The organism is Butyricimonas hominis, from assembly GCF_014287455.1.
In the GTDB taxonomy this organism is placed as follows: domain Bacteria; phylum Bacteroidota; class Bacteroidia; order Bacteroidales; family Marinifilaceae; genus Butyricimonas; species Butyricimonas muris.
In genome coordinates this window covers 559,382-581,634 of sequence record NZ_JACOOH010000001.1, presented here as the reverse complement: position 1 = coordinate 581,634, position 22,253 = coordinate 559,382, and the positions used below count along the sequence as shown (strand labels likewise).

At 44.7% G+C, this 22,253-nt stretch carries 18 protein-coding genes and 1 pseudogene; 16 read left to right on the top strand and 3 right to left on the bottom strand.

Going from position 1 to position 22,253, the window contains the following annotated elements:
• Window positions 1-64 precede the first annotated feature (64 nt).
• From H8S64_RS02245 to kdsB, 15 genes and pseudogenes are all read left to right on the top strand, one after another.
• Window positions 65-3,499 (top strand): TonB-dependent receptor, encoded by a 3,435-nt coding sequence (locus H8S64_RS02245; RefSeq protein ID WP_099291191.1) that lies wholly within the window; start codon window positions 65-67, stop codon window positions 3,497-3,499.
• A gap of 11 nt (window positions 3,500-3,510) precedes the next feature.
• Window positions 3,511-5,457 carry a RagB/SusD family nutrient uptake outer membrane protein gene (locus tag H8S64_RS02240; RefSeq protein WP_099291851.1) on the top strand — a complete coding sequence of 649 codons (1,947 nt, stop codon included), beginning with the start codon at window positions 3,511-3,513 and terminating at the stop codon, window positions 5,455-5,457.
• Between the two features lie 19 nt (window positions 5,458-5,476).
• Window positions 5,477-6,859: a DUF4959 domain-containing protein gene (locus tag H8S64_RS02235; protein WP_255469390.1), complete on the top strand. Its 1,383-nt coding sequence runs from the start codon at window positions 5,477-5,479 to the stop codon at window positions 6,857-6,859.
• 8 nt (window positions 6,860-6,867) lie between these two features.
• The gene (locus H8S64_RS02230) at window positions 6,868-8,433 is read left to right on the top strand and encodes a DUF4998 domain-containing protein (protein ID WP_186974775.1); all 1,566 of its coding nucleotides are present in this window, start codon (window positions 6,868-6,870) and stop codon (window positions 8,431-8,433) included.
• A gap of 99 nt (window positions 8,434-8,532) precedes the next feature.
• Complete coding sequence (locus H8S64_RS02225) at window positions 8,533-9,270, top strand: hypothetical protein (protein WP_099291189.1); 738 nt, start codon at window positions 8,533-8,535, stop codon at window positions 9,268-9,270.
• A 3-nt stretch (window positions 9,271-9,273) separates the two neighbouring features.
• Window positions 9,274-10,119 carry a hypothetical protein gene (locus tag H8S64_RS02220; protein ID WP_099291188.1) on the top strand — a complete coding sequence of 282 codons (846 nt, stop codon included), beginning with the start codon at window positions 9,274-9,276 and terminating at the stop codon, window positions 10,117-10,119.
• Between the two features lie 37 nt (window positions 10,120-10,156).
• Window positions 10,157-11,560 (top strand): retropepsin-like aspartic protease, encoded by a 1,404-nt coding sequence (locus H8S64_RS02215; protein ID WP_099291187.1) that lies wholly within the window; start codon window positions 10,157-10,159, stop codon window positions 11,558-11,560.
• A 93-nt stretch (window positions 11,561-11,653) separates the two neighbouring features.
• Window positions 11,654-11,806 (top strand): annotated as a pseudogene (locus tag H8S64_RS22880) (IS5 family transposase); the annotation flags it as partial.
• 237 nt (window positions 11,807-12,043) lie between these two features.
• Window positions 12,044-12,556, top strand: a complete 513-nt coding sequence (locus tag H8S64_RS02205) for a YceD family protein (RefSeq protein ID WP_227216834.1) — start codon at window positions 12,044-12,046, stop codon at window positions 12,554-12,556.
• Between the two features lie 16 nt (window positions 12,557-12,572).
• Window positions 12,573-12,758 (top strand): 50S ribosomal protein L32, encoded by a 186-nt coding sequence (gene rpmF, locus H8S64_RS02200; RefSeq protein WP_099291185.1) that lies wholly within the window; start codon window positions 12,573-12,575, stop codon window positions 12,756-12,758.
• 111 nt (window positions 12,759-12,869) lie between these two features.
• Complete coding sequence (locus H8S64_RS02195; protein WP_186974774.1) at window positions 12,870-13,874, top strand: beta-ketoacyl-ACP synthase III; 1,005 nt, start codon at window positions 12,870-12,872, stop codon at window positions 13,872-13,874.
• 152 nt (window positions 13,875-14,026) lie between these two features.
• Entirely contained in the window at window positions 14,027-14,374 is a 348-nt protein-coding gene (locus H8S64_RS02190) for a bactofilin family protein (RefSeq protein ID WP_186974773.1), read from the top strand.
• A gap of 15 nt (window positions 14,375-14,389) precedes the next feature.
• A complete protein-coding gene (locus H8S64_RS02185; protein WP_186974772.1) occupies window positions 14,390-14,743 on the top strand; it encodes a bactofilin family protein in 354 nt (117 codons plus the stop codon).
• Window positions 14,744-14,751: 8 nt separating this feature from the next.
• Entirely contained in the window at window positions 14,752-17,271 is a 2,520-nt protein-coding gene (locus tag H8S64_RS02180; protein ID WP_222621125.1) for a M1 family metallopeptidase, read from the top strand.
• A gap of 17 nt (window positions 17,272-17,288) precedes the next feature.
• Complete coding sequence (gene kdsB, locus H8S64_RS02175) at window positions 17,289-18,032, top strand: 3-deoxy-manno-octulosonate cytidylyltransferase (protein WP_186974770.1); 744 nt, start codon at window positions 17,289-17,291, stop codon at window positions 18,030-18,032.
• A 69-nt stretch (window positions 18,033-18,101) separates the two neighbouring features.
• On the opposite strand, the gene frr is transcribed toward kdsB, so the two are convergent.
• Both frr and H8S64_RS02165 read right to left on the bottom strand, forming a co-directional pair.
• A complete protein-coding gene (gene frr, locus H8S64_RS02170; protein ID WP_099291177.1) occupies window positions 18,102-18,665 on the bottom strand; it encodes a ribosome recycling factor in 564 nt (187 codons plus the stop codon).
• Window positions 18,666-18,729: 64 nt separating this feature from the next.
• Window positions 18,730-19,983: an energy transducer TonB gene (locus H8S64_RS02165; RefSeq protein ID WP_186974769.1), complete on the bottom strand. Its 1,254-nt coding sequence runs from the start codon at window positions 19,981-19,983 to the stop codon at window positions 18,730-18,732.
• 161 nt (window positions 19,984-20,144) lie between these two features.
• Between H8S64_RS02165 and H8S64_RS02160 the strand changes: the two genes are divergently transcribed.
• Entirely contained in the window at window positions 20,145-21,386 is a 1,242-nt protein-coding gene (locus tag H8S64_RS02160; RefSeq protein ID WP_186974768.1) for a peptidase U32 family protein, read from the top strand.
• A 43-nt stretch (window positions 21,387-21,429) separates the two neighbouring features.
• Here H8S64_RS02160 and H8S64_RS02155 read toward each other — a convergent pair whose 3' ends face one another.
• The gene (locus H8S64_RS02155; protein WP_186974767.1) at window positions 21,430-22,245 is read right to left on the bottom strand and encodes an outer membrane beta-barrel protein; all 816 of its coding nucleotides are present in this window, start codon (window positions 22,243-22,245) and stop codon (window positions 21,430-21,432) included.
• Between the last annotated feature and the right edge of the window lie 8 nt (window positions 22,246-22,253).

The window sequence follows — 22,253 nt, the reverse complement described above, 5'->3', positions numbered from 1 at the left end:
CCCGCTTACGGTGTGTAACGTCTGTTGGTGGCAGACGATATCTTATTAATTCAAAAACAAATGTATGAAAAAAAAATCTAGTCACACCATTTTTCGGGTGGAAATTCGAAAATGGAGTAAGATCGTTTTGGTTAATTTTATTTTGACTCTGTTGTCGTGTGCCTCCGTGTATGCGCAGGATGATACTTTGCGGCAACAGAGAATAACTGTCAAGTACCGCAATAATACCATCTTGGAAGTACTTGAGGATTTGAAAGCAAAGACGGGATATACTTTTGTTTACAAGCAAAATGATATATCCAATGAGGTGAAAATCACGGAGACTTTCACGAATGCGACGCTGGACGAGGTGCTGGGAAAGGTGCTCGTGGCTCATGGTTATGATTATTCGATCGAGGGTAAAGTGATCGTTGTCAAGAAAAAACCGAAAACCAAAGAACCTGAGGTACGGAACATTATCACGGTCAAGGGACGCGTGACGGACGAGAAGGGAAATCCCATGCCGGGGGTAAGTGTCGTTATCAATCAGACCTCACGGGGAGTGGCTACTGATAAAGACGGGAAATATGATATTTTGGTACGGGCAGACGACGTGTTGAAGTTCTCGTTTATCGGGTACAAAGACCAAACGGTACCGATAGAAGGGAAAGATGAGTTGAATGTATCACTAAAGCCCACGGAAGAGGCGTTGGAAGAGGTTACAGTGGTCGCATACGGGGAACAAAAACGCGAGTCCGTGACCGGTTCTATTTCTGTGGTAAATGTCAGTTCGTTGAAATCTTCTAATAGCGACCTTACTGCCAGTTTCGTGGGACGTATTCCAGGTATGATCGGTTATTTGAAGGGTGGTAAACCGGGAGCCTTGACCGAGGCCGAAATGAACACGCAGTTCACGGTGCGCGGTATCACGTCTTTCGGTAACAACGCGAACACGGCTCCCTTGATTTTGTTGGACGGGGTAGAGGTTAGCGTGTTGGACTTGTCGCGTATTGACCCGGAGGATATTGATTCATTCAGCGTGTTGAAAGATGCTTCGGCTACCGCCATGTATGGAGCTCGTGGGGCAAACGGTGTGATTCTCGTGTCGACGAAAAAGGGAGTCGAGGGTTCGGTGTACACTTCTTTCCGCTACGAGGCAATTGCTTCACAACCGACGCGGAAAATCGACGTGGTAGATCCGATCACCTACATGAAGGCTTATAACGAGGCGTTACAGACACGCGACCCGTTGGCACAACCGAAATACACGGCAGAACGGATTGCTAACACGGGCAGCGACCGTTTTCCCTCTTGGGTATACCCTGCCAACGATTGGTATAAATTGTTGTTTAAGGATATGTCTTTCAATCATCACTTGGGATTGAGCGTGCGAGGCGGAACCAAGATTATGCAGTATTATGCCTCCGTCAGTCACAATTTCGATGAAGGTATGTTGAAAACGGATAAGTTGAATTCGTTTAATGTTAATATTCGGAATAATACTACCTCTTTGCGTATCAATTTGAATATTGATATGACTCCCACTGCGAAATTGTTATTGACCTCCACCTCTTCGTTGGACAGTTATCATGGTCCTTTGGCTAACGTGACTACCGCTTATGGTATGGCGTTTAACGCGAGTCCGGTGGATTACGCGGCGGTCTATCCGGCGGATGATACCTATAAATTTCCGCACCTTCGTTTCGGTTATGAAACGATAACTTCCCAGAACCCTTATGCTTCCATTCAACAGGGATACGTGGAACGGAGTCGTTTCGCTACCTCCAATCGGGTGGAATATATTCAGAACTTATCTGCGTTCTTAAGAGGTTTGGAAATCCGAACCAACGTGTCGCTATACAAGCAGGCTTATTACAGTACGCCGTTTCTGACGGAACTTTATAAATATCGGTTGGCTGACTATAATCACCAAACGGGTAAACATGTGTTGGAACAATTGGCAGAGGGAGATAAGACGCTGAAAGTGGATCCTAACTCTAAAGTAGCAGAGGGAGAAACGCAGTTGACCGGAGAGTTCCGGGTGTATTACAACCAGTTCTGGGGCGATCATACGGTCAGTTACACGGGACTGGTGAATATGTCGCAGGTGACCTCTTCTGCAGGACGGGATTTGTTTTCTGCCATCAAGAACCGGAATATGGGACTTTCCATGCGTCTTTCATACGGTTTCAAGGAACGTTTCTATTTGGAGGGTAGTTTCGGGTACAATGGTTCCGAACGTTTCGCGGAACATAATCGTTTCGGTTTTTTTCCCGCGGCCGGGATCTCTTACGTGATTTCGAAAGAGCCGTTTATGCAACGTTTTAACAACTGGTTAACTTTTATGAAGATTCGTGCTTCTTACGGGAAAGTGGGTAATGACGGCATCGGTACCGGGTCTTCCGCTTATGGCAATACCGGCAGATACATTTATTTGGAAAACATGGGACAGGATTCCCAGGACCATTATCTGGTTCATTCTTATGCCAACCCGACGATTCAGTGGGAGATTGCAGAAATGACCAACTTTGGTTTGGAGATGACTTTGTGGAAAGGGTTGCTCGATTTTACATTGGATGTATACGAGGAGATCCGTCATAATATTTTGGCTCAACGCACGATTGTGCCCGCCAGCATGGGATTGGGGCTATACCCGTATGATAACGTGGGCAAGGTGCGTTCTCGCGGTTTCGATTTGGCTGTTAAAGTACAACATGCATTTTCCAATGATTTGTGGTTTATCTTGAACGGGACTGCCACCTACAACAAATCGGTGTACAAATCCATCGAAGAGGCTGCCGACAAACCGTCTTGGCAAGGAAAAGTGGGGCATGATATTTCGCAAGTGGTGGGTTACGTGGCAGAAGGATTGTTTCAGAGTCAGGAGGAGATCGACCGTTCGCCGAAACAATCGGGTGACGTGATGCCGGGAGATATTCGCTATCGTGACGTGAATGGCGACGGCAAGATCAGCATTGATGACGCTGTACATATCGGATTTCCCACGGAGCCTCGTTTGGTATACGGTTTCAATGGAACGATCAGCTACAAGCGCGTGGAATTTAATTTCGCATTCCAGGGAGCAGGTCAACGTTCACTCTTTATCAACCCGAGTGCCGTTACGCCGTTCGTGGGCGACCGTGCCTTGTTGAGTGCTATTTGGAAAGACCACTGGACTCCCGAGAATATGAAAAGCAGACCCCTGTGGCCGCGTTTGTCTACCAAGAGTATCACGGCTCACAATATGGAGGAGGCTTTGTTGGGTCAAGAAACTTTGCGCGCTTCCACTTATTTTATGCGGGAGGTGAAATTTTTGCGTTGCCAGTCGTTAGAGTTGGCTTGGAATTTGCCGATCCAATGGGCAGAGAAGCTCGGTATGCAACGGATCAAACCTTATATCCGGGTGAACAATCCGTTTTTGATCAGTGATTTTGATTTATGGGATGTGGAATTGGGAAGCAACGGATTTAATTATCCGATCCAAAGGACATATTCAGTAGGTGTTAATTTTAGTTTCTAAAAATCATGTATATGAAATTTAAAAGTATATTCATTTTGATTTGTTCCGCCTGGTTATGGACGGGGTGTAACGAGTACCTCAATTTAGTTCCCGAGGATGATATTCTGACGATTCCCAAAATATTTGAGACACGCACCGGAGCGGAACAATGGATGATTGATGCAAACCAGGGATTTGTTCCTTTGCAAGTGTATACGACCACGAATCCGGCTTTTTGTGGTGCGGACGAATACATTTCCAACCGTTATGCGCGGGAGAATCGCGGAATGACCTCTTTCTTGATCGCCGATGGCTTGCAGACGGCTTTAGCACCGATTAATGATATGTGGACCTATAATGGTGTCTATTATTATATTCGGTATTGCAATACTTTCTTGAAGCATATCGGTGATGTCTATAATCTGAATGAAGGCGAGCTGGAAACTTGGACGGCAGAGATCAAAGCGTTGAAAGCTTTTTACTATTTTGAGTTGGTTAAACGCTATGGTCCAATCGTGTTGGTGCCTCAGAACATCGACGTGTATGCCCCGATGGAGGAACAACGTCAACCGAGAAGTCCGCTGGATAGTTGTTTTAAAGCGATCAATCAGTTGTTGGATGAGGCAATCCCTTATTTGCAGGTATTTGCCGAAAAAGATGCCACTCGTCGAATGTTTTTCTCGAAAGAGGGAGCGATGGGTTTGAAATGCCGCGTATTGCTCTATGCCGCTTCTCCGTTGTTTAACGGGGGCATAAGTGTGTACAAAGATCTGAAGAATAAGAATGGCGAGTTACTTTTCCCCGTGGAGGATAAAGAGAAGTGGCGCGTGGCGGCTGAATATTTGGATGAAACTATCCAGTTTTTGGAGGGACACGGTTATAAATTGATTGCCGGTACCCAAGAGAAATCCACCCCATTGTTGAATACCATGCGGGATTTGGAGTGTTCGCTGTGGGCACCGAATTTCCAAAATTCCACGGAGGCGGTGATGATGGTGAGTGGATTCTCGGATCTATTCCAGAGAATTCTGCCGCAATTGGGAACTAAAACTACGGATCCACACTATAGTTCCGTGTTAGATGGTAGTATCGGTACGAATATCCGGATGGTACGGAAATTCTACACGGCGAACGGATTGCCCATCGAGGAGGATCGGACGTGGACGTATGGAGATGGCTACGGTATGGCGCAAGAGCGGGATGTCATGTACACGAGCGTGGTGCCGATGGGAACGGATGTGTTGGCATTGCACTTGAAGCGAGAACCTCGTTTTTACGCAATGATTGCTGCTCCTGGGCTGTACTGGCAGCTTGGGAAGTCCGTGAACTATAATTTGATCGTGGATTCTTATCAAGGCGGTTTGTTCGGATTAAAGCAAGATCGGCTTTATCCCAATTACGCGCAAAATATTACCGGCTATTTCGTGAAGAAAGGTACGCGTAGTGATTTTAATTTGAAAACTTACTCGCAAGATATCATGTCTTTCGCCGTGAATGTTTCCGTGACGATGCGATTGGCAGAGCTTTATTTGGCAGTGGCAGAAGCCTGGAACGAGTATGAAGGTCCGAATGGAGCGCATCGGGATCAGATTTTCGATCGTTTGAATGCCGTGCGCGAGCGGGCAGGTATCCCGACCGTGCAGGATAGCTGGGGAAGATATGGCGTGAATGCGAATAAATTTAACGAGCAGGCGGGATTACGGAGTATTATCCAACGCGAACGGACAATCGAGTTGATGTTCGAGGGACATCGTTTCTGGGATGTACGTCGTTGGGGAACTGCAATTACTGAAGGCTGGAACGACAAACCGATGGGCTGGAATGTACTTGGAAAGAATTGGCAAGCCTTTTATAATAACGGGCAAGGTCCGATGGTGGTGTGGGATCAGGCGCAGTTTATCCCGGCACGGGATTACCTGTTCCCTATCAAGAGTGAAGAAGTGATGATTTCCGGTATCGTGCAAAATCCGGGATGGTAATGACTAAAATTGACTGAATATGAAAAAGATATTTGTATGTCTACTCCTTTTAGGGTGTTTTTGCTGGGTTGCTTGTTCCGATGATAAGGAGGGAGCATTCGGTACGACCATCAGCGAGGATATGTTTTCTTTTACCCCGGTGGAGGGTGGTGCCGTGATGCACTACAAACTGACTGACCGGCGGGTGAATAAAGTGAAAGTGGAATACACGGACGAGTACGGGTTGAAAGTGTATAAAACCGCGGATTATGCCGTGGATTCCATCGTGTTGAATGGATTCAACCAGGTACACGAGGATGTGCCGGTTCGGGTTTCATTCCTGGATAAAAATGAAAAGGAATCCGACGTGTTACACTTTGCGTTTAATACTCGGGCTTCCAATCTTTATACTTTTTTTGATGTAGTGAAGGTGAATTCTTACTGGAATGGCTTCCAGGTGATCTATGATTTAAAGGGAAGAACGGAAGGATCGGCGTCCGTATTTTTCGTGGGAATTAATCCGACGACGAAAGTGCAGGATACGCTCTTTTTGGAAAACTTCCTGTTGGAAGAGGGACGTAACGTGAAGGCTTATTCCATTGATGATTCGCAATTACAGGATGCTTATACTGTGGTGATTACTACAGAGGATGATCGGCAGCGGATTGTCCGAAAACAAGTATGGAACGGAGTGGAAGGCGTGGATCGCTTGTTGATTCCGAGTAAAGATTTCGAGTTAATCGATCCGTTCAATAAGTCGAAAGAAATGGAGTATAATTCATCAAATAACTATAATCCGGGTGCGTTGGGTAAGGCTTATCTTTTCGATGGCGATACAAAAGGAACGACGGGGGCGGAATATTATAAATCGGGGAAAGCTACTCCGCCATTTGCGTTCTTGGCAGGTCCTAATGCTTTATGGCGTCCGGACAATGATGTCTATTTCGTGTTGGATTTGCAGAAACCGATGATTGTCGGAGAGATGCGGTTTTATATGAAATATGTTGATGGGTATGCAGCAAATAAAGATTTCGATAATGATTATTATACTAAATTGCCTTGCGATATGCAGGTCTTTGCTTGGGTAGGAGAAGGTGATTATAATAAGGATACGAATCCAGGAACGGCAGAGGATTGGGAAGAGGTAGGTCGCTTCAAACAGGAACAGACGGCTGAAAATGTCGATCGGTGGTACAATGAAGCACTTTTGAATCCGTTACCATGGCAAGGAACTAAAGCAGATGTCGAGGTGCGCAAGCCGGTGTATTTGTCTATACCGTTCCCTTTTGAAGAGCGGGAGTGCCGTTTCTTCAAGATACAGTTTAACGAGACATTCTTGGATGTAAACAAGAATTATTCGTATAACCATAATAATAACAATAACGTGACTGTCCAAGAATTGGAGGTTTACGGTCAAAAATAACGAGAGGTATGAGAACAAGTTTTTTGAAATATGTATGGGTGTTTGTGGCCGTACTTGGATTGTTGCCGGCTTGCGAGGATTTGGAGGATACCTATTCAGATTATACCGGTGATGGACCGGTGCAGTACCTGACCAAGATTTATGACCTGCAAGGAGAGCCAAAATGGTTGAGCGTGTTGTTGACTTGGGAGTTGAAACTAGACCCGGGGCGGACGGCGATCTTGGTGGAATGGACGGATGATTCGACGACCTATTCCCAGGTGATCGATAAAGACGCGAGGGACTTCATGATTACGGGTTTGAAAAACTACGAGTACGCGTGTAGCGTGAAAGCTATCGAGCAAAAAGACGGTGAGGTTATCGGCAAGTCGATCGGAGATCCGGTGTACGTGCGTCCTTTCACGTATGCTTCGGAAGAATTGACGCTGTTCTCGCAAGTGGTGAGAAAGGCGTATCAAGTGGCAGGCAAGAAATTGTTTGTATTGTTTGAGCCTTGGGCGGATAATTTGATTTCTTTCCAGGTGGGGTATTTCGAGAAAGGGAATGCCACGGAAAAATTCTGGACAGTGGAAAAAGTGAATAATTTGCCGGACGGGAAGGTGTACGCAATGATCGGAGAGAATGTCGATTTCACGAAGCCGATTAACGTCTATCGTAAGGGGAGAATCGCTTCTATCGATAACATGGAGTTGGAGCTGCAACCCGTGCCGTTGTATTTCGAGACACCGATGTTTGATGCGGCTTTTGCTGCCGAGGTGAGAAGTCGTTTGGATTTGATAGGAGAGATTAAGCAAAGCGATATCAATGATGTGGAGGTGTTGGATATCGACTACGATCAATTGTCGTTGGTCGACGTGTTGCATTTCCCGAACTTGAAGGAGCTTCACTTGGGACGCAATCGTTTGCTGGCTGCCGGAACGGAAAATGTGGTGAAGTCCGTGTTGACAAATCAAGAGGAGAGTGTGGCTGCTTTGGAGGTTATTGCCGGTGAATTGGGCGTGAAGATTTATCATTACGGGAACCATTATTTCAACACGGTTCCTGATTTCTTCACCGCAAAGAATCAGGTGGCCGAGTTGCCGGAATTTTCATTATTGAACACAGTGGGATGGGATATCACGGTCAACCCGATGGATGCCATGGGATATAATTCCGGTTTGGCGAATTTGTTGCAGGAAAGTGACGCATACTGGAGTCCCCAAGCGAGTGAGATTCTCCGAAAACATATTATCGAGATTGATATGAAGGAGAGCAAGCGTATTCTTGGCTTCAAAGTCGGTCAGGCCATGACACCCCCGGCTGATGTACAAACTCCCGATGTGTTGGATATTGAGTTTGAAACAGGCTCCGGAGCTTGGGAGTCGGCGGCATTTAGCAGGAGCGTGACGGTCGGCACTGGTAAGGGTGAGACCACGATTATCTATTTGGATAAATCTCATAGCGTGAAAACGGCACAAAAGATTCGCGTAACGGTTGCCGATAAATTCCATAAGAAAGGATATAACGCCTCTTATGCTTACGTGGATTTCTATACTGTTGTATTATCTTCTTTCATGGTGATCGAAGGCAATTAAACGAACTTCATAGATCTTTGTTATACAACCCTCTTTTGGGAGGCCGGGTTAACCGCCCAGCCCCCTGGAGGGCTTTTTTACCGATTAAAAATAGATATGATGAAAAAATGGATTCTATTATTGACGTGCGCTTGTACGATTGTTCAACTTTACGGACAACGATACACGAGGAATTACCATACGGTAAGATTTAAATTTGAAAATGGTCAAAGTGATAGTGTGACTATCGTGAGGGAAGAACTTCCTTATAATTTTAATTTATCCTATTTCGGAAAGCAAGCGGGGGAGCTCAGTCCGTCAGCTTATTGGGATATGAAAGATGGAGATGATGAAAATTACTATAAAGATAGAGACCCCAAGAATAATCCTAAAACTCATACTTCTGAAGCATGGGAGGCATGGTTATGTACTCGAATTATACCTGAAGAGGTGAAACGTAAATTAGATCTTTCTTGCAAAAAAGGAGATGAAGATAGAGAGGCTAGTTACATATTTGTTAATCGTGAATTCGAAATCATGGTTTGTTTTGATAGAGGCGGGAGAATAGTTCAAGTTGATTTTGCTTTTCGTAATTTGGATTTATACGAGTCTGTAACCGAGGAGCAATTGAAAGTAATTTGCAGTGGGATTGTGAAATATTGCCGCATGATTGAAGGTATTTATCGTTTGCCGCATGAAGGTGTGGAGGCAAAAGAATTTGCGCCGGCAGCAACATACGTGTTAGTGCTATGTCCTAATTCTGATTTACGATGGGCAAAGGAATGTCAAGAGTACAATCCAAAATCGTGGGCTAAAGTGTTGAAACATTTTGATACGTTGGAGAAAAGAAGGAAATAAGATATGAAGAAATTAATATTATTTATTTCTGTTATTTTGTTTGTAATAAGTTTTTCCGGTTGTTTACAAGAAAATGAAATTGGTACTATGATGGCGAACATGGACGATGGCGATATAGTGGTTTGTGATTATATTTGGGATGCTCCAGATCGATATTGTCTTACCATGAATCAGTTACAAGATTTATTTAGAGGGACTTTAAGTTTTCGAGAGGACAAAATTCGGTTATTAGCAAAAGAACTTGAATCCTTTCTTTTAAATAATCCTTGTTATCGACGGATCATGTATGAAATATACCAAACTGTTGGAGGGAAGAGAGAAAGTAAGGCTTTTATAAAGCTTGATGAAAAAGATTCGAAATTGCAAGCTGATCCTAGGCTTTGGGCTCGTTATGATCAAGGGACGAAAACAATTATATTTAGGGATTTACAGGTTGGTGTAATAGGAGGGATACAAGGTACTGAATTGGCCACATTGATTCATGAATTGATGCACCATTGGCAGTATTTGTTGTTCGGTGAAAGTTATATGCAAGCACAATATGAAAAAAACTTTGAATTCGAAGTGACTTTTTTGTTGGATGTTGCAATGATACAGTATGCTCATCGATACGCGGATTTAGGAGCAGAACAAGTGTTATTGTATTTGAAATATGATCTGAATAATCCTGTAATTTATACTCAGGAAGAGAAAGAAAGGTATATCAATGCGATTAATAATACATTGCAGGGGAATACTGTTAGTATTAAAGCTGAACTTGACTTTTTAGCTGCTAATTTTAGAAAGTATGATTATGCCGTTTATACCCCGTGGGCAGAATATAGCCTTATAAAGCGATTATATCCATAGTTATTTCTATCATAATGACAAATTAAAAAATAGAATCATGAAATCATTATTTGTATTGTTAGTTGGTATTTTGCTTTCTGCTGGAATTCAGGCACAGCAAGAAAATGGAGGAAGTCAATCAAAAGGGATTTTGTTTGAATCTGCCCGTTCGTGGAAGAAGACCGTGGAGAAGGCGTTGGACGAAAGGAAATTGCTTTTCGTGGATTGTTATGCTGATTCCGGTGAAGTGAAGAAGGCGCAGGAGGAGATGGAAAAGTATGTCAATTTACTGAAAGAGATGGCTAGAATACAAACCCCGGCGCAAGGAGGAATGCCCGCGACGGCAGTGGCTTCCGGAAATAATATTCGGTTGGAGCGTGGCGTAACGTTGAATTACGAGTTCCGTCAAGGAGTTCCGGTGGTGAAGGTGGTGATCAACGGGCATACGTATTACTTCCTGTTTGACACGTGTGCTGGAATTACTTGCGTATCCGATAAATTGGTAAATGCAGAGAAGTTGGCTTATCAACAGACAGGTAATTCCATGCAGGGAATTGACGGGCAAGTTGTTATGGCTGAAATTCCAGAATTATTGTTAGGAGAATTGGCGGTGAAGAATAAACAGGCGGTAGTAATGAGTGTGCATAATCTTGTTTTTCAACATTTGGGTGTAGACGGAACGATTGGAGCGAATATTATCAATGATTACGTGGTGACTGTTGACTCTCGTGCGAAGATAATCACTTTTTCAGATCAGGCGGATGCTTCTGCTTCTCGTTGGGATACATTGAGGCTTTGGAATAATGTACCATTACTTTCTATCAAGGTAAGGGGGAAAGGCGGGGTTCATGATGTACCGGCATTGTTCGACACGGGAAATGGAACGGGTGCTATTGGATTACCTTCTGTAGAAGGGTTTGAACAATGGACGCAAGCTGGGATTATTGGCGACGTGGAGGAAGGGAACGGTTTTATAGGAACGATGGTGGGCGGTATGGTGAAGACCGATAAGCTTTACCGGGGACGGATGACGGGTCTTCATTTGGGAGATGCTGTTTTCGAGAAGGTGCCGATTATTACCGGGGGAATAGGGTATTTGTTGCTTTGTTTTCAGACGACGGATTTGGGCAAATTCGTTCTTGACTATCCTAACGGGCGTTATCATTTTGAACCTTACGCAGATGCTGGGGTGTGGGAAGGAGATCGTCGTCCCGTGATGACGGGGGCTGATAATGGGGAATTGAAGATTGCTGCCGTGTGGGGAAAAGAGGCAAGAAAGAAATTGGCTCCGCAATGGACGGTAGTTGCTTTGGATGGCAAACCGCTGGAGAAAGTGACATTGGATACTCCCAATATTGACGAATTGCTCCATGAGCGTGGGGTGAAGACTGTGACGGTTCGGGATGTGGAGGGGAAGGTGTATGAGGTGAAGGCGGAGGTGTTTTTATCAAAGGGATTGTAAGATTTGGGATAAAAATTAAGCTAATTAAGAGCCTGTTTAAATTTCGTTAGGGGGTGTAAATATTGGGTATCCTAGATCGTCATTAGTGCATACAAGCAACAAGGATTCAGACCTATACACAAAAGATGGATCGTGGAAAGAACATTCGTGTGGTTTGATCACGATAGAAGACTATCCCGAAATTATGAACTTACATTCGATATGGTAAAAATTGCCGATATAAAATTATTAATACAGAAAATTTAAACAGGCTCTTAGATGAGAATAAATTCAATATGCTGGATATGGGCAGGTTTACAGTAAATGATTTTATATATGACGAGCCAAGTAAATATATTCTTTTCCAGAGTCAGTTAACAGGAATATTTAAATTTTATAAACTTTTGACTCAAAAGACTAAGCGTTTTTCCCGAGAAAAAACATAGTATATGGTGTAACGTATTATTTTTTTTTGTACATTTGCGCCGTTTTACTTGAAGAATCGTGGACAGATTGAAAGAATATAAGATAGCCTACAGGGGCTTAGGGGAGGGCGTTCACTCTTTCGAGTTTGTCATGGATGACAATTTTTTCGATTGTTTTGACGTGACAAAAGGGACGAAAGGGAAAGTAAACGCGAGAGTGGAGATCGTGAAATCATCCTTGCTGATGGAGGTTCGGATGAAGATCGACGGGGTGGTGAAAGCTATTTGCGATCGCTGCTTGGAAGAGATGGATTTATCAATTAGCGGAGAACTGAACTTGTACGCGACGTACGGGGGAAGGGAAGAGGGGAATGATGATGATTTTATTATCTTGGCGCAAGATGAGGATTATCTGGATTTGAGTGAGCCGCTATACGAAATATATATGCTGAATTATCCTATTCGAGTGGTTCATCCCGAGGGCGAATGCAACGAGGAGATGGAGCGAGTGCTTGAGGATATGACAGTGGAAGAGAGTGATGAGATTGATCCCCGTTGGGATGAATTGAAGAAATTAATTAATAATAACTAAATAAAACTAGAGAGAAATGGCACATCCTAAACACCGGGTCTCCAAACAGAGAAGGAATAAGAGAAGAACTCACGATAAGGCAACTGTTCCTGCAATAGCAAAGTGTTCAAATTGTGGTGCTGCGGTACAGTATCATACTGTATGCCCTGAGTGCGGGTATTACAGGGGTAAATTAGCTATCGAGAAAGCTGTCGTTGCATAATGTTTGTGCAATGACGGGAATTGCCTTGAATAATACAGAGCCCCCTGTAAAAAGGGGGCTATGATTGTTTATAGGTGGCGGTTCTCTGTTTAATTTTGAAAAGATATTTTTATGGAAAGGCCAAGAGCGGTAATCACCGGGGTAGGAGCGTTTTATCCCGATTACATTTTAGACAACGAGGAGTTGAGCCGGATGGTGGATACCACGGACGAGTGGATCATGACACGTATCGGGATCAAAGAGCGGCGTATATTACGGGATACGGATAAAGGCAGTGCTTACCTCGGAGCCAAAGCGGTAGAGGATCTGTTTCGTAAAACAGGGTTGAAACCGGAAGAAGTCGACCTCTTGATCTGCTGCACGGTAACGGCAGATATGCATTTCCCGGCAAACGGGAATGTGATTTCCGATATGGTGGGAATCAAGAACGCGTTTAGTTTTGATTTGAATGCCGGGTGTTCCGGATTTCTATATGGTTTGACGACTGCCACGCAGTACGTGGAAAGCGGGCGTTATAAAAAAGTCGTTGTCGTGGGAGCCGAGAAGATGTCGGCAATCACGGACTACACGGATCGGGCGACTTGTCCGATTTTCGGTGATGCCGCCGCCGCGATACTGCTTGAACCGACACACGAGGACGTGGGGGTGATCGATCATATTCTTCGTTCCGACGGTATGGGGCGGGTTCACCTGCACATGAAAGCGGGTGGTTCTTTGAAGCCGCCATCCATTGAAACCGTGACGGCAAGAGAACATTATATTTATCAGGAGGGGCAACCCGTGTTCAAGCATGCCGTATCGAATATGGCGGACGTTTCTGTCGAGATCATGCAACGCAATAATCTCACGTCTGAAGATGTTGCTTGGTTGGTGCCGCATCAGGCAAATCTGCGAATTATCAAGGCTACCGGCGAGAGAATGGGATTGGATGCTTCCAAGGTGATGGTAAATATCCATAAATACGGTAACACGACATCTGCGACAATCCCGTTGTGCCTGTACGAGTGGGAAGACCAGTTGAAAAAAGGAGATAATTTAATTCTAGCCGCTTTCGGTGCCGGGTTCACGTGGGGAGCGATTTATTTGAAGTGGGGATACACGAAGGCTAAAAACTAGAAGTTGCCGGAAGGCAATAAGATAAGGTCCATAAGGTCGAGATTTTTTTCTGACTTTATGGACTTTATACTTTTTTGCCCTTGTAGACTGAAAAAAATATTTTCGATTTTAAATTACTTGTTGTATATTTGGTCGTTTATTACTCAACTAAGATGGAAAAAAGTGTGAATCCGGACTGTCAAGGGAAAAGACAAACGGTTGTTTTGGAAGATTCCGTGGTGGGGGGAGATATGAGTCTGCCCGGGGATTTATGCTTATTCGGTAAAATTTTGGGTAATATTACAGCGGGGGGACGAGTGGAAGTGAGAAAAGGAGCGCTCGTGACGGGCAACGTGCTTTGCCGGGAGTTATACGCGGAGGGAGTAGTTGAAGGAGACGTGGATACTCATTCTTTGATAATAGGAGAGAATGCGGTTTTGCGGGGGAAAGTGGAGGCTGGAAAGTTGCGGATCGAGGGGGAAATATATGATATGAAATGGTTACGTCTGGTAAGAAAATAAAGTAAATGCAAGATCATGGGAAAAGAAGTACAACAACAAGTTGCGTTAAACCTATTAAGTGAAGGGACTCAGATTACCGGAGATCTTCATGCATCGAATGATATACGTGTCGACGGTACTATCAAAGGAAAAATAAACACGACGGGACGTCTGATTATCGGGCAGACGGCGAGGGTAGAGGGCGAAGTGACTTCCCCGAGCGTGGATATTCTGGGTACGATGGAGGGGAGTATCGTGTCGGACGGTTCGGTTTCATTGAGAGCAAAATCCGTGTTCACGGGAACGATTAAAGCGGCTTATATCGCTATCGAGTCGGGTGCTGTATTTAATGGTGAATGCCATATCCAACGTGATGTAAAACAGAAATAATTAATAACGTGGTGTGTCGTGTATCCGTAGTAGTGTCTATACTGCTATCGCTGGTTGCTTGTGAAAAGGCACAGGAAAAGGTAGACAAGGGTGTTTCCCTTGAACTGGCGAAAGAACGTAAATCCAATATCGGAGGCGTATCTTACCGGTTATATTTCTCTATTCCCAAGGAGAGAGAGGAGCCTATCATGGCAGAGTCGGAAATCTTCTTCGAGTTGTCGGAATTAACCCCGATTGTTCTTGATTTCAAGGAAACGGAAGATAAAATTCTGGCTGTTACTTCCGGGGGAAAGAGGGTTCCTTACACGTTCAAGAACGAACATATCATTATTCAGCCGGAACATTTGAAAGAGGGACGGAACGAGTTGAATATCCAGTTTATAGCGGGAGAGTCTTCGCTGAATAGAAGCGAGGATTTGATGTACACCTTGCTGGTGCCGGATCGTTGCCGGACATTAATGCCTTGTTTCGACCAGCCGGATATAAAAGCGCGTTTCAAGTTGACGCTTAAAATTCCCGCCGGGTGGCAGGCAATAGCGAACGGGGAACGTATTCGGGTGGAATATTTCAATGATTATAAACTTTACGAGTTCGGGGAGACGAAACCTTTGAGTACGTATTTATTTGCATTCTCGGTAGGGCGGTTCTCGTACACGGAACGATTTATGGATAACCGTTGGATCGGGATTTATCACCGGGAAACGGATACGGCGAAAATCAATGCCAGTATCCCGGAGATTGCCCGGCAAGTGAGCCATTCGCTGGAATGGATGGAACGCTACACGGGAATCCGGTACCCGTTCGAGGTGTATAACGTGGTGGCGATTCCGGCTTTCCAGTACGGGGGTATGGAACATCCGGGAGCGACTTTTTACAAGTCATCGACTCTTTTCCTTGACCGGGACGCGGATTTGACGGCACAGATGAAACGGAGTGAATTGATCGCGCATGAGACGGCACACATGTGGTTCGGTGATTACGTCACGATGAAGTGGTTTAACGATGTGTGGCTCAAAGAGGTGTTTGCCGGATTCATGGCAGACAAGATTATCGCACAGTTGTACCCGGAGGTGAATCATCAGTTGAACTTTTTCTTGAATCATTATGAACCGGCATTACGGACAGACCGCACGAGAGGGACACATCCGATCTTGCAGGAATTGAATAACTTGAAGGATGCAGGCACATTATACGGGGATATTATTTATCACAAGGCTCCTATCGTGATGCGTATGCTGGAGCGGGAGATTTCCGAGTATCAGCTGCAAATGGGTTTACGGAAGTACTTGCGTCGCTGGTCGTATTCCAACGCGGATTGGGATGATTTGATTCATCTGTTGGCGAGTTCAACGGGACGTGATCTGGAAACGTGGAATGAAATCTGGATAAAGGAGAGCGGTGCTCCCGTGATTGAGTTTGGCAAGGATGCTATTGCCATGATAGATGAAAGTGGCAAAAAACGGGTTTGGCCGCAAGCGATTTCGATTTATTGGATGAGTGCCGGAGGGCGGCTGTATCGTCAAGCGCGGGTGTTGAAGGATACGTTGACTCCTTTCAGGAACCCGGGCGTGATATTGCCGGATTGCGACGTGTCGGGATACGGTTGTTTCCTGCCGACGGAGTACAGTGTACAATTTCTCTCTAAAGAGTTGAACCAGATAGGAAATCCGCTTTATCGTGCTGTCGCTTGGCAGTTGTTGTACGAGGGCGTGTTGAACAAGAAGGTGAAAGGAGAGTTCTTCGTGAAACTTTGTATGAAACATTTGCCTCATGAAAAGAATAATCTGGTAGTGAATCGAACCTTAAGTTTCTTGAGGACTGTTTATTCGACTTATCTGGATGAGGGGGGAAGGCAGTTGTTGCAGGAGGAATTGGAGCGTTTCTGCGTGAACATGATTGATAATGACGCGGGGAATAAAAAATCCTATTTCAATACTTTGCTGACGCTTTATTCCTCACCCAAGATCGGGGAGTTTTTTAAAGAGGTATTAAACGGTGAGAGGGAGTTGGCAGGTTTGACGGTCAGTGATGACGATAAAATCAAGATAGCGTTTAATCTCGTGTTGCGGGATTCCAATCTTTACGGGGGAATGGAGGAACATATTAACGGGGCGATAAAGAATAAGGATTTGTTGAATCATTTCGCTTACGTGTTGCCCTCGGTTTCCGGTAACAAACAAGTGCGGGACAGTGTGTTCAGTGCTTTGCTGAAGAATGAAAACCGGGTGAACGAGGTTTGGGTGGAGGAGAGTTTGCGTTGGTTGAATCATCCCCGCCGGAGAATGGAGGCAGAAGAATACATTCCGCGAATGCTGGATAAATTGAAAGAAGTTCAAGAAACAGGCGATATATTTTTCCCGTCGGCATGGTTGAGTGCGGGACTCTCCGGGCATACCAGCAAGAACGCGTATTCTATGGTGAATGCTTTCTTGGAAAAACACCCGAATTACCCGAAGAATTTGAAATTAAAGATATTATCCAATTCAGACCATTTACGACGCCTTCACGCGGAGGAACGTGAACGATAATGTTTATAGATTAGATTATGAATGTTCGAGAAAACTCATTGATATTGATTCCGGCTCGTTACGCTTCTACCCGTTTCCCGGGGAAGCCGTTGGTTGAGATTGCCGGAAAGCCCATGGTGCAGCATGTTTACGAGAAAGCGACAGCGGTATCCGACTATGTTTACGTGGCGACTGATGATGCACGGATTTATGATGCCGTGACGGCCTTCGGGGGACGTGCGGTGATGACTTCTACCGAGCATCGTAGCGGAACAGACCGGTGTTACGAGGCATACGTGAAGGTGCATGAGGCTTTGAACCGGAATTTCGGGGTTGTTGTCAACGTGCAGGGGGATGAACCGTTTATTATCCCGCGACAGATAGAGTCTTTGATTTCCCGTTTTGAAGAGCCGGCGGTGCAGATTGCTACTCTGGCGAAGCCTTTTGAACGGAATGATGATGTTTTTGACCCGAATAAAGTAAAGGTGGTGTTCTCCGTGAAGAATACGGCTCTTTATTTTAGCCGGAACCCGATTCCTTATTGCCGGGGTGTGGAACGGGACGGGTGGCTTGCCCGGACTCCTTATTACAAGCATGTCGGAATGTATGCTTATCGTCCGGAGATTTTGAAGGCGATAACTTCTATCCCCCAAGGAGTTCTTGAACAAGCGGAGTCGTTGGAACAATTACGTTGGTTGGAGAACGGGTACACGATAGCGATAAGTATTACCGATCATGAATCGGTCGGGATAGATACTCCGGAAGACTTGGAAAAAATATAAATTAAAAGCTAAAAGTTACGATTCGTATATCAAACTTTTAGCTTTTAACTTTTATCTTTGATGCCAGCATCAAATTGTCATAATGTCTTTCTCTTTCTTGGCGAGATACTCATCGATTTTTTTGCCGTATTCATCGGTCATTTTTTGAGCCATGGCTTCGGCATCTTTGGACATATCTTCGGGAAGCCCGTCTTTTACCATTTTCTTTACTTGCTCGATCACGTCCCGGCGGGCGTTACGAACGCTTACTTTGGCAGTTTCGGCTTCACCTTTGCTTTGTTTCACGAGGTCGCGTCTGCGTTCCTCGGTAAGTTGCGGGATATTGATGCGGATCATTTCTCCGTTGTTATCCGGGTTTAATCCGAGGTTAGCGGTCATAATAGCTTTTTCAATCGGGGCTATCATGCTTTTCTCCCACGGTTGAACGGCAATGGTTCTCGGGTCGGGAGCCGAAATATTGGCTACTTGTGATAACGGGGTAGGACTACCATAATAGTCAACCAGCACGTCTTGTAGGATTTTTGGGTTGGCTCTTCCCGCTCTGATTTTACTGAGTTCGGATTCAAGGTGATTCAGAGCGGATTCCATTCTCTCTTTTGCTTCGTCGAGATAAAATTGTACTTCCTCGTTCATATATTTTTTAGTTTGATTTAATATTCATAACGAACCAAGCAAAGGTATAAAAAAATCTGTATTTTTACTCTATCCTACGCCACGTTTCCTTTACCTGTACGTTTTTCAACGTTCCGTTTGCCAATTTTAATTTCGCTTCTCCCGTGAGTACGAGAATCTGGTTGTTTGCCTCGAACTGGTACGTGGCGGTATATTCTATGATATCTTTTACCTTCACGGATTGGGAAGATTCGATGAGTTGCCCTGTCGTAATCTTGTAGGTGCCTTTCGTTCCGTCGGACGTCAGGAACGAGAAATCGTCATAGAACTCCTTTTGTATCGGGTGCTTAACTTCGATTCCATTCTCGGATATTTTTTCCCATTTGCCGGCAAGCGGGTTAGCCACAATCGTTCGGAATAACTTGCCGGGGCTGAAGATACATTCTTCCACGTACTTTTTGAATTTCTTTAATCCCAAGTAATCCCGTATTTTGATTTCCCGGATGACTTTGTTTTCTTGGAAACGAGGGGTGATATTCACGTATCGTGTGATAAAATTCTCCTCGGGGAGGCTGTCTATCAGTCTGATTTGCTCGTCCCACTCTTCCTTGTAATATTTCAGAATCATGTTTTTATCTTCCGCGGGCAGCGCGAGGGAAGGCATCACGATGCTCAGCATGATTTCCGAAGATTGTTGTTGTTCCCGGGCAGAAGTAACCAATCCTTTGTAGGCGGCTTTGTCCGAACCGTAACGCTTTTTCAAGTACAGGCGGTACATTTCGGCGGAGGAGGAAGCCACCGTGTCCGTGCCTTGTTTTAATTTCGCCTCGTTTGCCTCAAGGGCTTTCAGATACCTGTCGAAAGTGCGTCTTTCCACGTTAGGAGCGGTACTTTTCAAGGCGAAATAGACGGGTACGGTATAATATACTCGGACGGGCGTGTTGTTTTGTTTGCCGGGATACCATTTCGGCATGGAAGCAATCACTTCTTTTGCCTCGTTATCCAGTTCGGTGGATACGCCCCGGATGATTTTCACGTCATTCACCGTTCCGTCTTTCTCTATAATGAAACGAACGTACACTTTGCCTTCTATACCTTTGGTTTTAGCGGCTTCCGGGTATTGCACGTGGCTATATATCCAAGCATTCAGATTACCGGGAAAAACGGGCATTTCTTCGACGAACATGTAGACTTTATTATCTTCGGTACTGTCTTTAGTCTGTTCGTGATGGTGTTGCGCGATGGTCGGAAGCGTTCCTGCCAGAAGGAACATACTCGCGAATAATACTTGTAACTTGGTGACAAGTTGTCGATTAAGGGTGTATGGCTTGAATATCATGGTTCGTGTCTTAGCGTGATAGATTACTTTCTTTTCTCACAGCTAAATATAGAGTGAATTTTTGGTATTTGCAATGAATATTAAGTGTTTTGTAAATTTTAAATCTAAAATGGGTAGATTCTCGATGAAGCGGATTACTTTTGTCTTCTTAAAGAAACGATATGAAAAGGAAAGATTTTGAGGTGATGGCACCGGTTGGTTCCTACGAATCACTGGAAGCTGCATTACAGGCGGGGGCTGATTCCGTCTATTTCGGCGTCGAGGGATTGAATATGCGTTCCCGTTCGTCGGCTAACTTCACGCTGGATGATTTGCGAAATATAGCGGAACGTTGTAGCGAGAGAGGGGTGAAGACTTATCTCACGGTGAACACGATTATATATAATAATGAACTGGATAAGATGCACCGTATTATCGATTGCGTGAAAGAGGCGGGATTAACTGCCATTATCGCGTCGGATATAGCGGCTATCATGTACGCTCGTTCTGTCGGGGTAGAGGTACATATCAGCACGCAATGTAATATCACGAATTACGAGGCGGTGAAGTTTTACGCGCAGTTCGCCGATGTTGTCGTGCTGGCTAGGGAGTTGGACATGGATCAAGTGATGACGATTCATCGTCAAATCGTGCAGAATGATTTGCGGGGTCCCAAGGGAGAATTAATCCAGATCGAGATGTTCGCTCATGGAGCCTTGTGTATGGCTGTTTCCGGGAAATGTTACTTGAGTCTTCATGAAATGAATGCCTCCGCCAACCGGGGGGCTTGCTACCAGATTTGCCGGCGTTCCTACACGGTGAAAGATACCGAAAGCGATATCGAGTTGGAGGTGGATGGCAAGTATATCATGTCCCCGAAAGATTTATGTACTATCGGGTTCGTGAATAAGATGATTGACGCGGGTGTGCGGGTGTTTAAAATTGAAGGGCGTGCCCGTTCTGCCGAGTACGTGAAGACGGTTTGCGAGTGCTATAGCGAAGCATTGGATGCCTACACGGACGGAAGTTACGATGCGAAGAAGATAGCCGCGTGGAAAGAACGGCTGGCTTCGGTGTTTAACCGCGGTTTTTGGGATGGCTATTATCTTGGACAACGTTTGGGAGAATGGAGTGAAGTATATGGTTCGAAAGCCACCAAGAAAAAAATATGTATCGGTAAAGTCACGAATTATTTCACGAAATTGCAGGTCGGAGAATTTAAACTGGAATCATACGACTTGAAAGTAGGCGATGAGGTGATGATTGTCGGTCCAAGTACGGGAGTGGTACAAATGACTGTTCCGGAACTTCGTCTTGAATTAGATCCCGTGGAGCGGGTAGAGAAAGGCGCCGTATTCTCTATGCCTTGCGAGATGAAATTAAGGCGTTCGGATAAACTGTATAAGTTGGTGGATAATTTATAAAACAAAAGGCTGCAATGATGAGTTGCGGCCTTTTATTTTATGGTTATTTGAATGGATTCAATTTGGGTGGCTTGATGTTAAATAGATTGTAACTCAAGACTAAACTTCCTCTCATGTGCAGCATTTTATAATCGAAATATTGATTGCTGGGTTTGAATATATCTTTGAATCCGCAACTAAACCGTAACCCGAGTTCGATACGGGGAAATAGTTGGCGTTCGTATCCGGCAATGAAACCCATATCCCAGCTATCCAAAATATTGCTAAAGTTAATATGCAAAGGATTGCTCGGGTCAATAGAACCGTTATAGACTTTATCATCGGTCATCATGTATCCTTTGGTCACCGTATTTCGAAATTTGGCATTAATGATCCATGCCCCGTAGAGTCCAACCAGAATACGGTCTTTTTGATTGCTAAACGTGTATTTGAAATAAAGAGGAACTTCCAGCATGGTAAAATCCATTGACATTTCGGCAGAGCCGCAAAAACGGGAAATAATATTGTTTTTATCGTCATGAAATCTCTGGTCATCAATACGGGCGTCAGCATCAATAGCCACTTTTTTGTACGTGAGTTCTGCACCTAATGTCCATTTCTTTGTTACAGGGAAAGTTAGTTTTGCTCCCAATGATGGCGAAAGTTTAGGATAGGGGTTGAACACGTCCGGAACATTACTGAACGGAAACGGGATAGCCCCGCCAATATCAGTTCCTAGCTGAACTCCAAGAGCGAATCGATATTCTACTTGATCATCAGTATCTACTGAAGTCGTGTTGGTCTTTGATTGATTGTTGTCTTGGGCAACGGTATTTAAAGTACAAAATAACGGTACAAGTAAAAGGTATATCAGTTTCATTTTCTTTT